Genomic DNA, 17,816 nt, shown 5'->3' on the forward strand with positions numbered 1-17,816 from the left:
GCTCGCGAAGAGGCCCGAAAGAACATCACAAATCTTGAATCCAGAACCCTCCTGAAGAATCCCGCGCTGCAACGGCGCGGCGAAACCCGACCCGTTCCGAGGGCCATGTACTGAAGGGATAAATGGCGCAGTTTTTAGGAAACGTCCTACAGAACGCTTCCTCGGTCTTGCGTAGCCTTGCCGCCTCACTCATCAGTCATTGATTGACCTGGAGGCACGCGATGATCAACAAAACCTTGCGTATCCTGATCGCCGACGAACAGCATTTTCACCGGATGAAAACCGAGCGGCTGTTCAATCAGCTCGGTTATTACCGGGTGGCCCCGGTACAAAGCCTTGTGGAGATGCTGACCCTGGTCGAGTACGGTTGCGAGCCATTTGACCTGGTGGTCATCAATGCCTCGCTGGCGGATGGGGCATTGAACCTGCTCGGGTTCTTCCTCGATAACGGCCAGGTTCACCACACCTTGATCTACGATGGCCGGCCGGCACAGTTGTCGCCGATCCCGGCCGCCGGTGTTAAACACAAGGTTCAGCAAAAGGTTCAGGTGAGCCACGGGGCGCGACCGGATCTGGTGTCCATTCAACGGCTGATGGCGCTCATCGATCCGCCTGCGGGTGAAGCTTCACAGTCCCCCGTGCCTGCGCGATATCAGCATCAAATTGCTTGATTCTGGGTTGCCGCTCGTCGGAACTATCATTTCTGACAGGTACCTTCTTCCTGTCCGTCATGCAAAAGTCTTAGCGCAGCCGTTGCGTCCGGCACGTCGTTATCCGGCGTGCATTGGTGCGCAATCGTCAGATCTTTGCACAGGGAATTACCATGAAGTCAGTGCTGATTGTTGACGATCATCCGGTGGTACGCGGCGCAGTCAAAATCGTATTGGAGAAGGAGGGTTTCAAACGGATTTATGAGGCGTCCAGCGGTAGCGAGGCGTTGTCGATGCTCCGAGAGCATTCACCCACGCTGCTGGTGCTGGATCTGGTCATGCCCGAGGGCGATGGGCTGGATGTGCTGGACCGGATCAGGGCCAGTGATTGGTCATGTCTGGTACTGGTTTTCACGTCCCTGGATCCGCTGTTTTTTCAAGAGCGTTGCATGCGCGCCGGGGCCATGGCGTATGTCGCCAAGACCAACGACCTGAGTCAATTGCACAAAGCCGTGCATGCGGTCATGACCGGTTACACCTATTTTGCGCGGCTGCCTTCGGGATCGCAGGACGCCCTGCAACGCAGCGAAAAACAGATGATCGACAAACTCTCCAACCGCGAACTGACCATCCTGCAATACCTGGCCCGGGGCGCGAGCAACAAGGCCATCGCTGAGCTTATGCACCTGAGTCACAAGACCGTCAGCACCTACAAGACCCGCTTGATCGAAAAGCTTGGCGTGAACGCGGCGGTGCACCTGCGGGACTTCGCCAAGCGCAATCATCTGATCTGAATGAAACCGACCGTGCGCATCGTCCTGTTGGCCTTGGTGTTGAGCCTTGTGCCGCACGTTTCAGCGGCACTGGCTGACGAGCCGCAGCGGTTGCATTTGCTGGGGCGCTCCACCGTGGAGGGCTTTGAGGTCAAGCTGGATGAAAAGGACTGGCAATGGCTACGCGATAAACGAGCCCTTCGCCTGGGTGTAACGGGGGCGGATTACCCGCCGTTCGAAGTGACGCGTCACCGCGATGAACTGGAGGGCATCACGGCCGATTACGCCGAGCTGCTGGGGCAACTGCTGCATGTCAAAATCGACGTGCTGCGTTATGCCACTCGTGAGGCCGCCATGGACGCCCTCAAACGCCATGAGCTGGATCTGCTCGGAACCTCGAACAACTTCGAAGCGACCGACCCCGCGCTGACCCGGTCCCGAGCCTATGCCGAAGATCAGCCCATGCTGGTCACCCGACTGGACGAGCGAATGCCCGTCGACCTTGCCGGCAAACGCATCGCCATGGTCGAAGACTATTTGCAGGCGCAGACCGTTGAAGATTTTTATCCCGATGCAAGTTTGCAACTCTATCCCTCGGCACTCGATGCGCTCGGAGCGGTAGCGTTCGGGCCAGACGATGTGTACCTCGGAGACCTCATCAGCGCCAATTATCTGATCAACAATAACTACCTCAACAATGTTCATCTGGCGGGGCCTTCCGGTCTGGATGCCAATCTGTTCGGCTTTGCTTTGGCGAAGGACAATCCGCGTCTCAAAAGCATCATCGACAAGGCTCTGGCGGCGATTCCGATGGAACAGCGCGTGGTCATCGAAGTGCGCTGGAGTGCCGGCAGGGCTGATTCGGCGGGTCAGGAGCAGGTGCGTTTGAGCCCCAGTGAACAACGCTGGCTGGACCGGCATCCGACGGTCACTGTCGGTGCGATCGACAACTTTTCCCCGCTGACGTTCTACGATGCCCAAGGCCGGTTCAACGGGTTGACGGCGCAGTTGCTGACGCTGATCAGCCAGCGCAGTGGTTTGACCTTTCAGGTGCAACGCGGCCACTCACTGGACCGGCAGATTGAGCAACTCCAGGACGGCGAAATCGACCTGTTGCCTGTGGTCACTCCCAGTACCGAGCGTGAAGATGCATTGCTGTTTACCCGCGCCTACCTCAGCAATCCATTTGTGCTGGTCAGTGCAACGACGACGGGCAGCCCAAGGACGCTGGACGATCTGGCCGGTAAACGCCTGGCGATTTATCGTGGTCATCCGTTGTTCGGGTTCCTGCAGGCCCGGGCGCCGCAGGTGCGCCTGGTCGAAGTGCAAAGCCCGGCCGAGGGCATGGAACGGGTGATCAAGGGGCAGGCTGATGCGACGCTCAGTTCATTGATCGTCGCCCGTTACCTGATCGCTCGGCACTACCCGGATCGTCTGCGCGTCAGCAGCACTGTCGGCGACCAACCCGCCCGTATCGCCTTGGCCACGCACCGCGGCGCGCTGGAATTGCACTCGATTCTGAACAAGGCGTTGCTGAGCATTTCGCCTCAGGAAATGGACGATCTGGTGGCCCGCTGGAGCAATGATGTGGTGCTGGATGACAGCTATTGGCTGCGCCATCGTCAAGGCATTCTTCAGGCGTTTGCCGTGGCTGGCGCCCTGTTGTTGCTCGCCCTGGGCTGGATCGCCTGGCAGCGCCGGCAAATCCGTCAGCGCCAGCACTGGTTACGGCAATTGCAGGAGGCCAAGAACGAGGCGGACGATGCCAACCGCGCCAAAACCACTTTTCTGGCCACCATGAGTCATGAGATCCGCACACCGATGAACGCCCTGATCGGCATGCTCGAACTGGCCCTCAAACGTGCGGACGAGGGCGTCACCGATCGCTTTGCCATTGAGGTGGCGTCCGGTGCCGCACAACAATTATTGGCGCTGATCGGTGACATTCTGGACATCGCCCGTATTGAGTCCGGGCATTTATCCCTGACACCTGAACGCGCCAATCTTCGGGAGCTGGTGGAGTCGGTGTGCCGGGTTTTCGAAGGCCTTGCACGGCAGAATGAACTGGCGTGGCGAATCGATCTGGATGAACACAGTAATTGCGACGTGTTGATCGACCCCACCCGTTTCAAGCAGGTGCTGTCCAATCTGCTGAGCAACGCCATCAAGTTCACCCGTGAAGGCGAGGTGAGCCTGACGCTGCGGGTGACGCCCGTGACGCCCGTGACGCCGGAGCATCTGACGGTCAGTGTGCGCATTGAAGACACCGGCATTGGCATCAGCGACGTCGATCGGCACCGGTTGTTCAGCCCGTTCGCCCAAGCCAGCAATAACCCGCAGTCAGCTCGCGGCGGCTCCGGGTTGGGCCTGGTAATCAGCCGCACCCTGTGCGAAATGATGGGCGGCCAGTTGCAACTCGACAGCGTCCCTGGGCAAGGCACACAGGTCGACATCACCCTTGAGCTGATCGCACTGCAACCGTTGCCTTCCATTGCGGCAGTGGATAGCGGGGTGCAGGTGCCGACGCGACCACTGACGATTCTGGTGGTCGACGATCACCCGGCTAATCGTTTGTTGCTTTCATGGCAACTGAGCCACTTGGGGCATCGTGTTCTGGAGGCTGAAGAGGGCGCACGGGGGCTTGAGCTGTGGCGCGACTGTGAGTTCGATCTGGTGGTTACCGACTGCAATATGCCCAGGCTCAGTGGTTATGAACTGGCGGGTGCAATACGCGATGAAGAACGCGCCCAGGGATTACCGTCGACGCTGATTCTGGGCTTTACCGCCAATGCGCAGCCCGAGGAGAAAGTCCGCTGTCTGGAGGCAGGTATGGACGACTGCCTGTTCAAACCCATCCTGCTGGCGGATTTGAGCGCATGGCTGGCGTCCAGGTTTGCAAACGAAGCACCCGAGACGCTCGAAAAGCAACCCCCGCCCGAGATGGACTTGAGTGGCCTGGAGCAATACGTCGGTGCGGACCGCACACTGCTCGATCAGCTGGTGCGCAAACTGGTGGTGACCAACCGGGTTGATCGGGATGATCTGCTCGAGGCGCACGCCAGAGGTAATCGCCATGACCTGCAAGCCCTGGCGCACCGCATCAAGGGCGGTGCGCGCATGGTCCGGGCGGTGCGTTTGATCGAGCATTGCGAGCAACTGGAGCGGGTCATCGATGAAGGGAACACGGTGCTGCTCGATGAAGCCGTCGATCGGTTGCAGCACGCAATGTCATCGCTGGACAAGTATTTGAGCGCAGATTTGAGTCAAGGCTGAAACTCAATCCCACTGCGGCGCAATGCCTTTGGGGCTGGTCAGCCGCTGGCCGCGATCCAGGCCTGCGATCAGCGCCATGTCGGCGTCGCTCAGGGTCAGGGCGCAGGCCTGCAGATTGCCTTGCAGGTTGGCGCGTTTGGTGGAGGAAGGAATCACCGCGTACCCAAGCTGCATGGCCCACGCCAGCGTGACCTGGGCCGGTGTCGCCTGAAGGCGATCGGCGATCTGCTGGATGAGCGGATCCTTCAGCACTTCGCCGTAGGCCAGGGTCATGTAAGAGGTGATCCGGATGCCTTGGCTTTGGGCGAATTCGACAACCTTGCGGTTTTGCAGGTACGGGTGCAGCTCGATCTGGTTGGTGGCGATGTTCTCGGCACCGATGGCAGTAATGGCCTGTTGCATCAGGTCGACCGTGAAGTTGGATACGCCGATCTTTCGGGTCAGGCCCAGTTGTTTGGCTTGGAGTAAGGCGCCCATGAATTCTTCGACCGGGACCTGATCTTCCGGCGACGGCCAGTGGATCAGCGTCAGGTCCAGGTAATCGGTTTGCAGCTTGTTCAGGCTCTCTTTAAGGCTGTCGATCAACCGGTCTTTGGCAAAGTTGGCGACCCAGATTTTGCTGGTGATGAACAGCTCGTCACGAGCAATGCCGCTGGTAGCGATGGCCTGGCCGACCTCGGCTTCGTTTTCGTAGATTTGCGCGGTATCGATGACCCGGTAGCCCAGCTCAAGACCAGTGCTCACCGAATCGATGACCACTTGGCCTTGCAAGCGAAATGTACCAAGACCGAATGCAGGGATAGACATCAATGACTCCAGGGGTTGCAGTGGGAATGAGCGGGAGTATCCCCGGCTGGCCCCTTGAGAAAAACCGCTGGTTGGGCAAAGCACTGTTTACCGTAAGTCATGAATGGGATGTTTCAGTGGCATTGATGGTGTTTGGTCCGACGCCTTCGCGAGCAAGCCCGCTCCCACATTGGATCTGTGGTGTACGCAGATCCAATGTGGGAGCGGGCTTGCTCGCGAAGGGCGCGACTCGGTGCTGGAACTTGACCCCACCCCTAAGCAATATCGCTATGGCTGAATTCCTCGCCCAGAAAGTCGATCAAGGTCCGCACCGACGGCAACAATCCGCGTCGTGAGGGGAAGATCGCGTGCACGATTCCGCACTTGGGGGCCCAGCCCGGCACCAGTTCCACCAGTCGGCCGGCGGCAATCTCATCGCGCACCACCACACTTGGCAGGTGGGCGATGCCGATGCCGGCGAGCACCGCGTGACGCAAGGCCAGCAAGTCGTCGGTGACCATCCGCGGGGAATGACGAATCAGCGCGCTGGCACCGTCGGCACCGAACAATTCCCACTGATATTCCCGCTGCGCGCCACCCCAATGCACGCTCGGCAGCCCACTGAGATCAGCCGGCGTGGCCGGTGACGACAAGCGCTGCAAAAACGCCGGAATGCCCACCAGGCATTGGGTGCTGTTGCCCAGCACCTTCATCACCATGTCGGTGTTTTCCAGTGGTGGAAAGCGCACGCGCAGCGCGATATCGAACCCTTCGTGGATCAGATCGACCCGGCGGTTGGTGCTTTCGATGAACAATTCCACCAACGGGTATTTGAGCATGTAGCGGGTCAGCATCGGCCCGACCCAGGAATTCAGCAGCGCGGTCGGGCAACTGATGCGCACCAGGCCCTGGGGTTCGGAGCGATTGCGTTCGATCAGTTCGGCGGCGCTTTCGGCTTCGACCCGCATGGCCAGGCAACGCTGGTAGTAAGCCTGGCCGATTTCGGTCAACGAGCAATGCCGGCTGCTGCGGTGCAGCAAGCGCACACCGAGGCGTTCTTCGAGCTCGGCAATGCGTCGGCTGAGCTTGGATTTGGGCATGTCCAGCGCGCGCCCAGCCGGGGCGAAACCGCGGTGCTCCACCACTTGGGTGAAGTAGTACAGGGTGTTGAGGTCTTCCACCATCGTTCTCCAAATAGAACGCTAAGGCTGATTTTTGCAGTCTAGCGCACCAAAGGCGCCGGTTTTAAGCTTTGTCCATCGCGTCAAACAACAGATTCGGAGGCAAAGATGAAAAACATCATCGGTATCTACACCAGCCCACGACCTCACTGGGTCGGCGACGGTTTTCCGGTTCGCACGCTGTTTTCCTACGACAACCTGGGCAAACACATCAGCCCGTTTCTGCTGCTGGATCACGCCGGCCCTGCCGAATTCACCCCGACCACCGAGCGTCGTGGCGTTGGTCAGCATCCGCACCGCGGTTTCGAAACCGTGACTATCGTCTACAAGGGCGAACTGGAACACCGCGATTCCACCGGCAGCGGCGGCAAGATCGGCCCCGGCGATGTGCAATGGATGACCGCAGCGTCGGGGATTCTCCATGAAGAGTTCCACTCCGAAGGTTTCGCCAAGAGCGGCGGCACCCTGGAAATGGTGCAGCTGTGGGTCAACTTGCCGGCCAGGGACAAGATGGCCGAGCCCGGTTACCAAACGATTCTCGACGCTGACATTCCGAGCATCCCACTGAAGAACAACGCTGGCAGCCTGCGCTTGATCGCCGGTGAGTTCGAAGGCCACAGCGGCCCGGCGCGGACCTTTACGCCAATCGATGTGTGGGACGTTCGCTTGAACGCCGGAAAATCGCTGACCCTGGATCTGCACCAAGGGCGCAACACGGCACTGGTGGTGCTGCGCGGCACGGTTCAGGTCAACGGTGTGGAGTTGGTGCGAGAAGGGCAGTTGGCGTTGTTCGAACGCAATGGCAATCAGCTCAGTCTGGAAGCCAATAACGACGCCGTGGTGTTGCTGCTAAGCGGAGAGCCAATTGACGAGCCCATTGTTGGCCACGGCCCGTTCGTGATGAACACCGAGCAAGAAATTCACCAGGCCTTTGCCGACTTCCAGTCGGGACGCTTTGGCCGGATGAGTGATTGAAATCATTGTTGTAGCGCTGTGGCGTGCCGGGTTTGGCTGACTACGCTTGCCTGGCCACGTTTAAACGAAAAATCAGAGTTCACTTACGCCGGCCCGTTCGGCATCGATAAAAAGCGAGGATTACCCCATGACTACTTCCTACAAACGTCTCGACAAGGATAACGCCGCCGTTCTGCTGGTCGATCATCAGGCAGGTTTGCTTTCTCTGGTGCGCGACATCGATCCGGACCGTTTCAAGAACAACGTGCTGGCCCTGGCCGACCTGGCCAAGTACTTCAAGCTGCCAACGATTCTGACCACCAGTTTCGAAACCGGCCCCAACGGCCCGCTGGTGCCGGAACTCAAGGAGTTGTTCCCGGATGCGCCGTACATCGCTCGCCCAGGCCAGATCAATGCCTGGGACAACGAAGACTTCGTCAAGGCGATCAAGGCTACCGGCAAGAAACAGCTGATCATCGCCGGTGTGGTGACCGAAGTCTGCGTGGCGTTCCCGGCGCTGTCGGCACTGGCCGAAGGTTTTGAGGTGTTCGTGGTGACCGATGCTTCCGGCACGTTCAACGAACTGACCCGTCAATCGGCGTGGGATCGCATGTCTTCGTCCGGTGCCCAACTGATGACCTGGTTCGGCCTGGCCTGTGAACTGCATCGCGACTGGCGCAACGACGTGGAAGGTCTGGCGACTTTGTTCTCCAACCACATTCCGGACTACCGCAATCTGATGACCAGCTACAACACCCTCACCAACAGCAAGTAATTAATGTGGGAGCGGGCTTGCTCGCGAAAGCGGTGTAACAGTCGACATTATTGTTGAATGTGAAGCAGCCTTCGCGAGCAAGCCCGCTCCCACATTGGTTTTGTGGTGTTTTGCCGATCGCAGGCTTCGCCAGCTCCTACAATCTGTGAGATCTTCGCGCCATTGGCCCTTGCTGGAGTTGCTTGATGCTGTCACTGCTTACCGATCACCCGTTGCTCAGCGCGCTGATTCTGATCCTGATCGATCTGGGATTGTGGCGTTTGATCACGGCCAGCGGCAGCAACTGGAAACTGGTGGTGCGGCTGGTGATTTTCGCGCTGTTCAGCATGCTGCTGTTCAACGAAGGCTTGAACCCCATGGAGCCGGCGCCCTGGGCTGACAACGTGCCGTTGCACCTGGCGGCAACCGGTTTGCAAATTGGCTGGTGGCTGTTCGCCGCGCGCACCCTGACGGTGTTGATCGGCGCGGTGATGATGCAACGGGTCGGGCACACCGGGCGTTTGTTGCAGGATCTGCTCGGCGCGGTGATTTTCCTGATCGCGGTCATAGCCGCCCTGGCTTACGTGCTCGAGTTACCGGTCAAGGGCGTGCTGGCAACGTCCGGTGCGTTGGCGATCATCGTCGGCCTGGCCTTGCAAAGTACCCTCAGCGACGTGTTTTCCGGGATCGTCCTCAACACCACAAAGCCCTATCAACTGGATGACTGGATCTCCATCGACGGCACCGAAGGCCGGGTCACCGACATCGACTGGCGCGCCACGCGCCTGCAAACCGCCCAAGGCAGCATGGCGGTGATTCCCAACTCCCTGGCGGCCAAGGCCAAGATCGTCAACTTCAGTCGCCCCAGCGATATTTTCGGCGTCTCGATCAGCTTGCAAGTGAGCCCCCACGCTCGTCCGCAAACGGTGATCGATGCACTGGAGCGGGCCATGCAGGGCTGCCGCTTCCTGTTGAACAAACCGGCACCGTGCGTGGCGTTGAAAAGCTCCGGCAGCACCGGCGTGGAGTATGAAATCAGCGGTTTCGTGGTTTCCATGGATCAGAAACGCATGGTGCGTAATTTGCTGTTCGATCTGGCATTCCGGCACTTGCAGGCGTCCGGGGTCAGTCTGTTGTCGAGCGTTGAACCCAACGCGCCTGCTGCGCTGTCACGGCAGCGGGCGTTGCTGGATAGCTCGAACATCTTCTCGACCCTGCGTCAGGAAGAGAAAGAAACCTTCAGCCAGAACATGAAGCTGCAAACCTTCCGCGCCGGGGAAATGATCCTGCCGGCGGGGGAGGTGAGCGATCACCTGTTCATCATCGAATCCGGCGTGGTGTCGGTCGCCCTGAGTCGCGGTGGCAAAAAGTTCGAGGCCGGGCGCATGGGACCGGGTGAGGTGATTGGCGAGGCCGGGATTCTGTCCGATGAATCGGCGCTCGCCGACTTTTCGGCCAAGACATTCTGCACGCTCTACCGCATCGAGAAGGAATACCTCAAGCCATGCCTGGATGCGCGGCATGACATCAGCGAAGCGATGAAGGCGTTGTTCGATTACAGGATGCATACGGCTCAGACGCTGATTCAGGAAACACCCAAGGTGGTGGAGAAAAAGGGGTTTTTGCAGTGGTTGCGCAAGCGTAGCGGCTGATGTGTTGGTTGCCTGTTCGGGCCCCTTCGCGAGCAAGCCCGCTCCCACATTAGATCTTCAGTGAACACAGGTTTTGTGTCCGGCGAAGTCCAATGTGGGAGCGGGCTTGCTCGCGAAGGGGCCTGAGCCATCACTGAATATCTTCCGGCCGATTGGCATCCTCAACTTCCCAATAATTGGCTATTTGTACAACGTCAGGTCGGCATTAACGTAGCGCCAACCTCACCTGTTATTGGAGCTCACCATGCAACCTCGTATCGATTTCTACACCGCCTCCCCGGACGGCCTGAAAGCCATGATGGCCCTGGAAGCCGCGGTCTCGAAGCTGCCGCTGGAAAAGTCGCTGATCGAACTGGTCAAGCTGCGCGCATCACAGATCAACGGCTGTGCCTTCTGCATCGACATGCACACCGCCGATGCCATCAAGGGTGGGGAAACGCCACGCCGGCTGTTTGCCGTGACGGCCTGGCGCGAGGCACCGTTCTTCACCGATCGTGAACGTGCCGCACTGGCCTGGACCGAATCCTTGACTCAACTGAGCCTGACCCACGCCCCGGACGAAGACTATGCACTGCTCAGCGCCGAGTTCAGCCCCAAGGAAATGGTCGACCTGACCGTGGCGATTTCCACCATCAACAGCTGGAACCGCCTGGCCGTGGGTTTTCGCAAAATGCCTCAAGAGTAAGAATCGGGCTCAATGCGCATCGGCACTCGGCGCGGCCGGTGGTTGTACCTTGCGCATCAAGGGCACCATCGCCGTGGCGAGGATGAAGCAGACCATGATCATCAGGAACACGTCGCCATAAGTTTGCGTCTGCGCTTCGCGGTAGGTCAGCAGCCACAACTGACGCAGGCTGGCGGTGACGCCGATGTCACCGCTCTGGCCGAGGGCGGCGAAGTTATTGCCGACCTGGGACAGCCACTGATTCAGCGCTTCGTTGGTGCTGTTGAGGTTCTCCGCCAACCTAGTGAAGTGCAGGTTGGTGCGGTCATTGAGGATCGTGGCGCACGCGGCGATGCCCATCGCGCCGCCGAGGTTGCGCATCAGGTTGAACAATCCCGAGGCATGTTTGAGCCGCGCGGGCGCCAGTCCGCCGAGGGTCAGGGTCACCGCGGGCGGCACTGCCAGTTGTTGAGCGATCCCGCGCAAGGCTTGCGGCAGCATCAACTCTTTAGCCCCCCAGTCATGGGTGATCGGGCTGAAATCCCACATCGACAGGGCGAACAGCCCAAGGCCGGTCATCATGATCCAGCGCAAGTCGATGCGGTTGGCCAGAAAGGCGTACAGCGGAATCGCCAGAATCTGGAACACCCCGGTGGAAAAAACCGCCAAGCCAATGTCCAGCGCACCGTAACCGCGCACCCGGCCGAGAAACAGTGGCGTCAGGTAAATTGTCGCGAACAGGCCGATCCCCGTGACGAACGAAAAGAAACAGCCGAGGGCGAAGTTGCGGTCTTTCAAGGCACGCAGATCGACGATCGGATTGGCCACGTGCAGGGTTCTACCAATGAAGGCCAATCCGGCCAGGCCGCTGATCCAGGCGGTGGTCAGAATCGTGCTGTCGCTGAACCAGTTCCAGCGCGGGCCTTCTTCGAGGGTGTATTCCAGGCAGCCGAGAAACACTGCCATGAACAGCATGCTCAGGTAGTCGGCGCCCTTGAGCAGTGACAATTCCGGCTGGTCGATTTTCACCAGCATCGGCACCGCCACCGCAACGAAAATCCCCGGCACCAGGTTGATGTAGAACAGCCAGTGCCAGGACGAAATGTCGGTGATCCAGCCACCGATCACCGGCCCGAGCGTCGGTGCCAGCGAGGCCACGGCGCCGATGGTCGCGGCGGCGATCACCCGTTGTTTACCGGTAAAGAAAAAGAACGCGGTGGTGAACACCAGCGGGATCATCGAACCACCGAGAAACCCTTGCAGGGCGCGAAAGGCGATCATGCTCTGGATGTTCCAGGCCGCGCCGCAGAGCAGGCTGGCCAGGGTGAAACCCACCGCCGAGGCGCAGAACAGCCAACGGGTCGAGAACACCCGGGACAGCCAGCCCGACAGTGGAATCACGATGATTTCGGCGATCAGGTAACTGGTCTGCACCCACGCGGTTTCGTCGGTGCCGGCCGAGAGCCCGCCGCCGATGTCACGCAGCGACGCCGAGACGATCTGGATATCCAGCAGCGCAATGAACATGCCGATGCACATCGTGGCGAAGGCGAACACCTTGGTCGCCGTCGCCATGTTGGCGGCGTTGAACGGCTGCGCGGGGGCGGCGAGGGCGCGATTCATGGCGCGCTGGCCACGGTCGGGGTTTCAGGCTCGGCGCGGGTGTCCACTTCGGCCGTCACCGACAGACCGGGACGCAGATGACCGAGCACGCCGTCGGCCGGGTCGAGCAGGATTCGCACCGGCACCCGCTGGACGATTTTGGTGAAATTGCCGGTGGCGTTTTCCGGTGGCAGCACACTGAACTGCGAACCGCTGGCTGGCGCGAGGCTGTCCAGATGACCGTGGAATTCACGTCCCTTGAGCACGTCCGCATGAACGATCACACGCTGGCCTGGCGTCATCCGCGACAGCTGATCTTCCTTGAAGTTGGCATCGACCCACAGCCCGCTGGCCGGCACCACCGACAACAGTTGCGAACCGGCTTGAGCGTAAGCGCCGACCCGTGCCCGACGATTGCCGATCACGCCGTCGACGGGGGCTTTCAACTCGGTGTAACCGACGTTCAACTGCGCCAGGTCACGCTCGGCTCGCGCCTGGATCAACGCGGCGTGCGCTTGCTGCTTCTGGGTTTCGATCACGTTCAACTGACGTTGCGCGGCCAGCAGTTCGGCCTGAGCCCGGGCACTCTGCGCCTGTGCAGTCTTGAAGGTGGCGTCGGCCCGTTGCGCGCTTTCCACCGAGACGGCATTGCTGTTCACCAAGCGTTTGTAGCGGGCGTTATCGTCCCGCGAGCGGGCCGTTTCGGCGCCGGCGGCATCGATGCCGGCGCGGGCCTGGCCGATCACCGCGTGTTGCAGTTGTTCGGTGGCGTCGAGGTTGGCGATTAACGCTTCTTCGGCAGCCACCGCACCCTCGGCCTTCGCCAGGTTGGCGCGATAGTCGCGGGCGTCGAGCCGAATCAGCACATCGCCGGCCTTGACCTTCTGGTTGTCGGTGACCAGTACCTGTTCGATATACCCCGCGACCTTCGGTCCGATCACCGTGACGTCGCCACCGATGTAGGCATCGTCGGTTTCTTCGATGAAACGGCCGGCGGTCCACCAATGGGTTGCGTACAGCCCGATGATTACCAGAGCCGCAATACCTGCTGTCAGCGAGAGCAACCTTTTAAGCAGGGGAGGCTTGGGTGTGTTCATCGCGACAGCAAGGTCGGGTTCAGGGCTGGGCATGCTGGTCATAGAGAAGTACCTGTGAGAAATGATGCTTTATTATGGATGCAATATGACGTAGGTAATATTTTCTGGCAATGGGTTCAGGCTGCCGGTTGTCAGGTTGGCTTTGAGTGACAGAACGCATCGCGGGCTTCTTTTATCGAAGCCTTGGCCGCCCGCCCTCATTTTTTGATTCTGATTCAACATCCCATCCAGTCTTCCGACGGGGTCACAACACGGGGGATCGAGGGAATCCATTGCTTCCAGTTAATAGGAAGCATTACTATTCGCGCCTCCTCTCCACAGCACACCGCAATGACCCCCAAGCTGCCCCGCAGACACGGCTTTTTCGAGCATTACGAAGAGTTGATCGGCACCTGGACCCGTCGCCTGAGAAATCGTCAGCAGGCCGAGGACCTGGCCCACGACACCTTCGTGCGGGTGCTTGAGTCCGATTCGGCGGCGGTGCAACAACCTCGGGCGTATTTGCACCAGACCGCACGCAACATTGCGGTGGACGGGTATCGGCGTGAGGATCGGCGGGGGGCCATGGAGTCGGAGGCGATTGATCACAGTGTGTCGTCGTCCGGCGACCCGGAGCATTTCATGCACGCGATCCAGTTGGCCGACTCCATCGAACGGGCGCTCACCGAGCTGCCGGTCAACTGCCGCAAGGTGTTCGTCTGGCAGAAGATCGAAGGCCTGACCCAGGCCGAAATCGCCGAACGCCTGGGGCTGTCCAAGAACATGGTGGAAAAGTATATGATCCGCACCCTGCGGCATTTGCGTGATCGTCTGGACGGGTTACAACCATGATTCGCCGCACCTTCTCATCCCCGGCCAAACAGGACTTTCCATGATGGATACTCGTGATTGTGCGTGCGGGCAAACAACGGTTCGCGACGACGCGGCGCGGTGGTTTGTGCGTTTGCAGGAGCCTGCCGTTAACGCCGAAGAGCGGCGAGGTTTCGAGGTCTGGCTGGACGAACACCCGCAGCATCGTGACGAATATCAAATGCTCCAGAGCCTGTGGGCGGCAGCCGATCTGCTTCCGGCCAAGCGTTTGCACGCCTTGTGCGAAACTTCGCCGGCCCGCGGCAAACGTCGTCCGTTGGTGCGTTATGCAGTGGCCGCCAGTGTGTTGGTAGTGGCGCTCGGCCTGGGGTTGTTCAGTGGCTTGAACCCTCCGGCGACCTACACGGCTGAATATTCCACGGCCCTTGGCGAGCGTCGTCATGTGGCGTTGCCGGACGGTTCGGTGATCGATCTGAACAGCCGCAGCCAGGTGCAGGTGCGCTATGAAAAGGATCGTCGCGGCATCGAGTTGACGCAAGGCGAGGCGATGTTCAGCGTCGAGCACGACAGCAGCCGACCGTTCGTGGTCGAGGCGGGCAGCGGTAAAGTGACCGTCACCGGCACCCGTTTCGACGTGCGTCGCGACAGCGCCGAAACCCGGGTCGCGGTGGAGCAGGGCACGGTCAAGGTTCAAGGCGACGGCGACGAATTCGTCAGTCTCACCGCCGGTCTCGGTACTCGCGTCGATGCCCAGGGCAAGGTGGCCGTCGCCTATGCGGTCAACCCTGCGGAACTGACCGCATGGCGCAGCGGAAAACTGGTGTTCAACAACGCCAGCCTCAGCGAAGTGGCCGAAGAAGTGTCGCGCTATCGGGAAAAACCGCTGACGGTTGGTAGTGCCAAAGTGGGCAATCTACGCCTGACCAGCGTGTTCAAATCTGACAACACCGACGCGCTGCTAAAGGCCTTGCCGAGCATTCTGCCGGTGGCCATCCGCACCCTGGATGACGGCAGTCAGGAAATAATTGCCCGATAGATTCAGGTTTTTTTCGAGTTCTTCGTCTTCTTGTCCAACTGCAACTGGTTTGCATTAACAGCCGCACACTCTTGCGATCCACAGGACAATGTTCGACGTGAAGAAAACCATCGCTAAAAATAACAAATCATCCTGGCTGCCCCTCGCTCTCGCCCTGGCGGTCAGTTCGGCGCTGCCCCAGGCGTTCGCTGCGGATACCATTCATATTCAGGCGCAGCCGTTGGGCCAGGCCTTGAGTCAGCTGGGCCAGCAAACCTCGCTGCAGGTTTTTTTCAGCCCTGAACTGGTGGCCGGCAAACAGGCTCCGGCAGTCGACGGCAATCTTTCACCGGAACAAGCCTTGCGCCAATTGCTGCAAGGCAGTGGTCTGGAATACCGGATCGATGAAGGCTCGGTGACCCTGATGCCAGCCCCGACTTCCGCCGCCAACGGCCCGCTGGAACTGGGCGTGACCGACATCAAAGTGGTCGGCGACTGGCTCGGCGATGCCGACGCCGCGGTGGTGCAAAACCATCCCGGCGCGCGCACGGTAATCCGTCGTGAAGCCATGGTCGAGCAGGGCGCCATGAACGTTGGTGACGTGCTGCGTCGTGTACCCGGCGTGCAAGTGCAGGACGCCAACGGCACCGGCGGCAGCGATATTTCCCTGAACGTTGGCGTGCGCGGCCTGACCTCACGCCTGTCGCCACGCTCCACCGTGCTGATCGACGGCGTGCCGGCCGCCTTCGCCCCTTATGGCCAACCGCAGCTGTCCATGGCGCCGATTTCCTCCGGCAACCTCGACAGCATTGACGTGGTGCGCGGCGCCGGTTCCGTACGTTATGGGCCGCAGAACGTCGGTGGCGTGATCAACTTCGTTACCCGCGCGATCCCGGAGAAGGCCACCGGCGAAATCGGCACCACCCTGGAAACCACTCAGCGCGGCGGCTGGAAACACATCGACACCGCGTTTCTCGGTGGCACCGCCGATAACGGCATGGGCGTGGCGCTGTTGTATTCCGGGGTGAACGGCAACGGTTATCGCAAAAGCAACAACAGCAATGACATCGACGACGTGATCCTCAAGACCCATTGGGTACCTACCGATCAGGACGATTTCAGCCTCAATTTCCATTACTACGATGCCAGCGCCGACATGCCCGGCGGCCTGACGCAGAAGCAGTACGACGCCGATCCGTTCCAGTCCGATCGTGACCATGACAACTTCAGCGGCCGCCGCAAGGACGTGTCCTTCAAGTGGATTCGGCAGATCGACGACCGCACCCAGGCCGAAGTGCTGACCTACTATTCCGACAGCTTCCGTGGCAGCACCATCGCCGCTCGCGACCAGAAAACCCTCAGCTCCTATCCGCGTACTTATTACACCTTCGGCATCGAACCGCGGGTGTCCCATGTATTCGATCTGGGCCCGACCACGCAGGAAGCCAGCGTCGGTTATCGCTACCTGAAAGAGGGCATGCATGAAGAGGCGAGCCGCCTGGCGCTGGTGAACAATCAGCCGGTGGTCACCAGAACCTCCGATGGTCATGTGTTCCAGGATCGTACCGGCGGCACCGAAGCCCATGCCGTGTACATCGATGACAAGATCGACGTCGGCAACTGGACCGTGACCCCCGGCATCCGTTTTGAAAGCATCAGCACTGAATGGCACGACCGGCCGGTTCTCGACACCGCTGGCAAACCTGTTCAGGAAAAGCGCCGCAGCATCGACAGCAACGAACCGCTGCCGGCCCTGAGCGTGATGTATCACATGTCCGAGGCCTGGAAGCTGTTTGCCAACTACGAAACCTCGTTTGGCAGCCTGCAATATTTCCAGCTCGGTCAGGGTGGTTCGGGTGACAACACCGCCAACGGCCTGAACCCGGAAAAGGCCAAGACCTACGAGATCGGTACGCGCTACAACGATGACGTGTGGGGCGGGGAAGTGACGCTGTTCTACATCGACTTCGATAAAGAACTGCAATACATCAGCAACGATGTGGGCTGGACCAACCTCGGCGCCACCACGCACCAGGGCCTTGAAGCCTCGGTGCACTACGACATGGCGGCGCTGGACCCTCGGCTCGACGGCCTGACCGCCAACGCCGGTTTCACCTACACACGCGCCGTTTATGAAGGCGAGATTCCAGGCTTCAAGGGCCGTGACCTACCGTTCTACTCGCGTCAGGTGGCGACCGCCGGCCTGCGTTACGACATCAACCGCTGGACCTACAACCTCGATGCCTTTGCCCAGTCCAAACAGCGCTCGCCAGGCACCGCGGTGAACGCTGATGGCAGCTTCAGCGGCAACTACATCACCGAAGGCAGCGCGGACGGCCAGTACGGCGACATCCCGGGTTACGTCACCTGGAACGTGCGTGGCGGGTATGACTTTGGCTCGCACCTGTCGAACCTGAAAGTCGGGGCAGGGGTGAAGAACATCTTCGACAAGCAGTACTTCACCCGCTCCAGCGACAACAACGCGGGGATGTACGTCGGCGCACCGCGTACGTTCTTTGTGCAGGCCAGCGTCGGGTTCTGATAGACCGAGGTGAATTCATTCGCGGGCAAGCCTCGCTCCTACGGATTTGTGTCGTTCGCATTG

General features: G+C 60.0%; 14 protein-coding genes. 10 read left to right on the forward strand and 4 right to left on the reverse strand.

Features of this window, described 5'->3' with window-relative positions; genetic code table 11:
- The first annotated feature begins 221 nt into the window (after positions 1–221).
- From KW837_RS26225 to KW837_RS26235, 3 genes are all read left to right on the forward strand, one after another.
- Complete coding sequence (locus KW837_RS26225; RefSeq protein ID WP_218399056.1) at positions 222–671, forward strand: response regulator; 450 nt, start codon at positions 222–224, stop codon at positions 669–671.
- A gap of 152 nt (positions 672–823) precedes the next feature.
- Positions 824–1,444: a response regulator transcription factor gene (locus KW837_RS26230; RefSeq protein WP_218399057.1), complete on the forward strand. Its 621-nt coding sequence runs from the start codon at positions 824–826 to the stop codon at positions 1,442–1,444.
- Positions 1,445–4,696, forward strand: a complete 3,252-nt coding sequence (locus KW837_RS26235) for a transporter substrate-binding domain-containing protein (RefSeq protein ID WP_218399058.1) — start codon at positions 1,445–1,447, stop codon at positions 4,694–4,696.
- Positions 4,697–4,699: 3 nt separating this feature from the next.
- Here KW837_RS26235 and dkgB read toward each other — a convergent pair whose 3' ends face one another.
- Both dkgB and KW837_RS26245 read right to left on the reverse strand, forming a co-directional pair.
- Positions 4,700–5,503 (reverse strand): 2,5-didehydrogluconate reductase DkgB, encoded by an 804-nt coding sequence (gene dkgB / locus KW837_RS26240; RefSeq protein ID WP_218399059.1) that lies wholly within the window; start codon positions 5,501–5,503, stop codon positions 4,700–4,702.
- Positions 5,504–5,757: 254 nt separating this feature from the next.
- Complete coding sequence (locus tag KW837_RS26245; RefSeq protein ID WP_192343250.1) at positions 5,758–6,666, reverse strand: LysR substrate-binding domain-containing protein; 909 nt, start codon at positions 6,664–6,666, stop codon at positions 5,758–5,760.
- Between the two features lie 105 nt (positions 6,667–6,771).
- On the opposite strand from KW837_RS26245, the gene KW837_RS26250 reads away from it, so the two are divergent.
- From KW837_RS26250 to KW837_RS26265, 4 genes are all read left to right on the forward strand, one after another.
- Positions 6,772–7,638: a pirin family protein gene (locus KW837_RS26250; protein ID WP_218399060.1), complete on the forward strand. Its 867-nt coding sequence runs from the start codon at positions 6,772–6,774 to the stop codon at positions 7,636–7,638.
- Between the two features lie 127 nt (positions 7,639–7,765).
- Positions 7,766–8,392 (forward strand): isochorismate family cysteine hydrolase YcaC, encoded by a 627-nt coding sequence (ycaC, locus tag KW837_RS26255; protein WP_007907677.1) that lies wholly within the window; start codon positions 7,766–7,768, stop codon positions 8,390–8,392.
- 185 nt (positions 8,393–8,577) lie between these two features.
- A complete protein-coding gene (locus KW837_RS26260; protein WP_218399061.1) occupies positions 8,578–10,023 on the forward strand; it encodes a mechanosensitive ion channel family protein in 1,446 nt (481 codons plus the stop codon).
- A gap of 244 nt (positions 10,024–10,267) precedes the next feature.
- A complete protein-coding gene (locus KW837_RS26265) occupies positions 10,268–10,708 on the forward strand; it encodes a carboxymuconolactone decarboxylase family protein (RefSeq protein WP_192343253.1) in 441 nt (146 codons plus the stop codon).
- A 9-nt stretch (positions 10,709–10,717) separates the two neighbouring features.
- Here the strand turns inward: KW837_RS26265 and KW837_RS26270 are convergent, their stop codons facing one another.
- Complete coding sequence (locus KW837_RS26270; RefSeq protein WP_218399062.1) at positions 10,718–12,310, reverse strand: DHA2 family efflux MFS transporter permease subunit; 1,593 nt, start codon at positions 12,308–12,310, stop codon at positions 10,718–10,720.
- Positions 12,307–13,428: an HlyD family secretion protein gene (locus KW837_RS26275; RefSeq protein WP_218399063.1), complete on the reverse strand. Its 1,122-nt coding sequence runs from the start codon at positions 13,426–13,428 to the stop codon at positions 12,307–12,309. The genes KW837_RS26270 and KW837_RS26275 overlap by 4 nt, the downstream gene beginning before the upstream one ends.
- A 288-nt stretch (positions 13,429–13,716) precedes the next feature.
- Here KW837_RS26275 and KW837_RS26280 point away from each other — a divergent pair, with 288 nt between their 5' ends.
- The 3 genes from KW837_RS26280 (at position 13,717) to KW837_RS26290 (ending at position 17,753) form a co-directional block, all read left to right on the forward strand.
- Positions 13,717–14,217 (forward strand): sigma-70 family RNA polymerase sigma factor, encoded by a 501-nt coding sequence (locus tag KW837_RS26280; RefSeq protein ID WP_007907700.1) that lies wholly within the window; start codon positions 13,717–13,719, stop codon positions 14,215–14,217.
- 40 nt (positions 14,218–14,257) lie between these two features.
- Positions 14,258–15,232, forward strand: coding sequence for a FecR family protein (locus KW837_RS26285; RefSeq protein WP_218399064.1), 975 nt, complete (start codon positions 14,258–14,260; stop codon positions 15,230–15,232).
- Positions 15,233–15,329: 97 nt separating this feature from the next.
- A complete protein-coding gene (locus KW837_RS26290; RefSeq protein ID WP_218399065.1) occupies positions 15,330–17,753 on the forward strand; it encodes a TonB-dependent receptor in 2,424 nt (807 codons plus the stop codon).
- The last annotated feature ends 63 nt before the right edge of the window (positions 17,754–17,816 follow it).

This window comes from Pseudomonas sp. PDM24 (assembly GCF_019218905.1).
Classification (GTDB): Bacteria; Pseudomonadota; Gammaproteobacteria; order Pseudomonadales; family Pseudomonadaceae; genus Aquipseudomonas.

Bases quoted from the DNA above. Each gene is read 5' to 3' on its own strand.
- dkgB (WP_218399059.1), bottom strand. From the start codon at position 5,503: ATGTCTATCCCTGCATTCGGTCTTGGTACATTTCGCTTGCAAGGCCAA.
- KW837_RS26270 (WP_218399062.1), bottom strand. From the start codon at position 12,310: ATGAATCGCGCCCTCGCCGCCCCCGCGCAGCCGTTCAACGCCGCCAAC.
- KW837_RS26280 (WP_007907700.1), top strand. From the start codon at position 13,717: ATGACCCCCAAGCTGCCCCGCAGACACGGCTTTTTCGAGCATTACGAA.
- KW837_RS26235 (WP_218399058.1), top strand. From the start codon at position 1,445: ATGAAACCGACCGTGCGCATCGTCCTGTTGGCCTTGGTGTTGAGCCTT.
- KW837_RS26250 (WP_218399060.1), top strand. From the start codon at position 6,772: ATGAAAAACATCATCGGTATCTACACCAGCCCACGACCTCACTGGGTC.
- KW837_RS26265 (WP_192343253.1), top strand. From the start codon at position 10,268: ATGCAACCTCGTATCGATTTCTACACCGCCTCCCCGGACGGCCTGAAA.
- KW837_RS26260 (WP_218399061.1), top strand. From the start codon at position 8,578: ATGCTGTCACTGCTTACCGATCACCCGTTGCTCAGCGCGCTGATTCTG.
- KW837_RS26245 (WP_192343250.1), bottom strand. From the start codon at position 6,666: ATGGTGGAAGACCTCAACACCCTGTACTACTTCACCCAAGTGGTGGAG.
- KW837_RS26285 (WP_218399064.1), top strand. From the start codon at position 14,258: ATGATGGATACTCGTGATTGTGCGTGCGGGCAAACAACGGTTCGCGAC.
- ycaC (WP_007907677.1), top strand. From the start codon at position 7,766: ATGACTACTTCCTACAAACGTCTCGACAAGGATAACGCCGCCGTTCTG.
- KW837_RS26230 (WP_218399057.1), top strand. From the start codon at position 824: ATGAAGTCAGTGCTGATTGTTGACGATCATCCGGTGGTACGCGGCGCA.
- KW837_RS26275 (WP_218399063.1), bottom strand. From the start codon at position 13,428: ATGACCAGCATGCCCAGCCCTGAACCCGACCTTGCTGTCGCGATGAAC.
- KW837_RS26225 (WP_218399056.1), top strand. From the start codon at position 222: ATGATCAACAAAACCTTGCGTATCCTGATCGCCGACGAACAGCATTTT.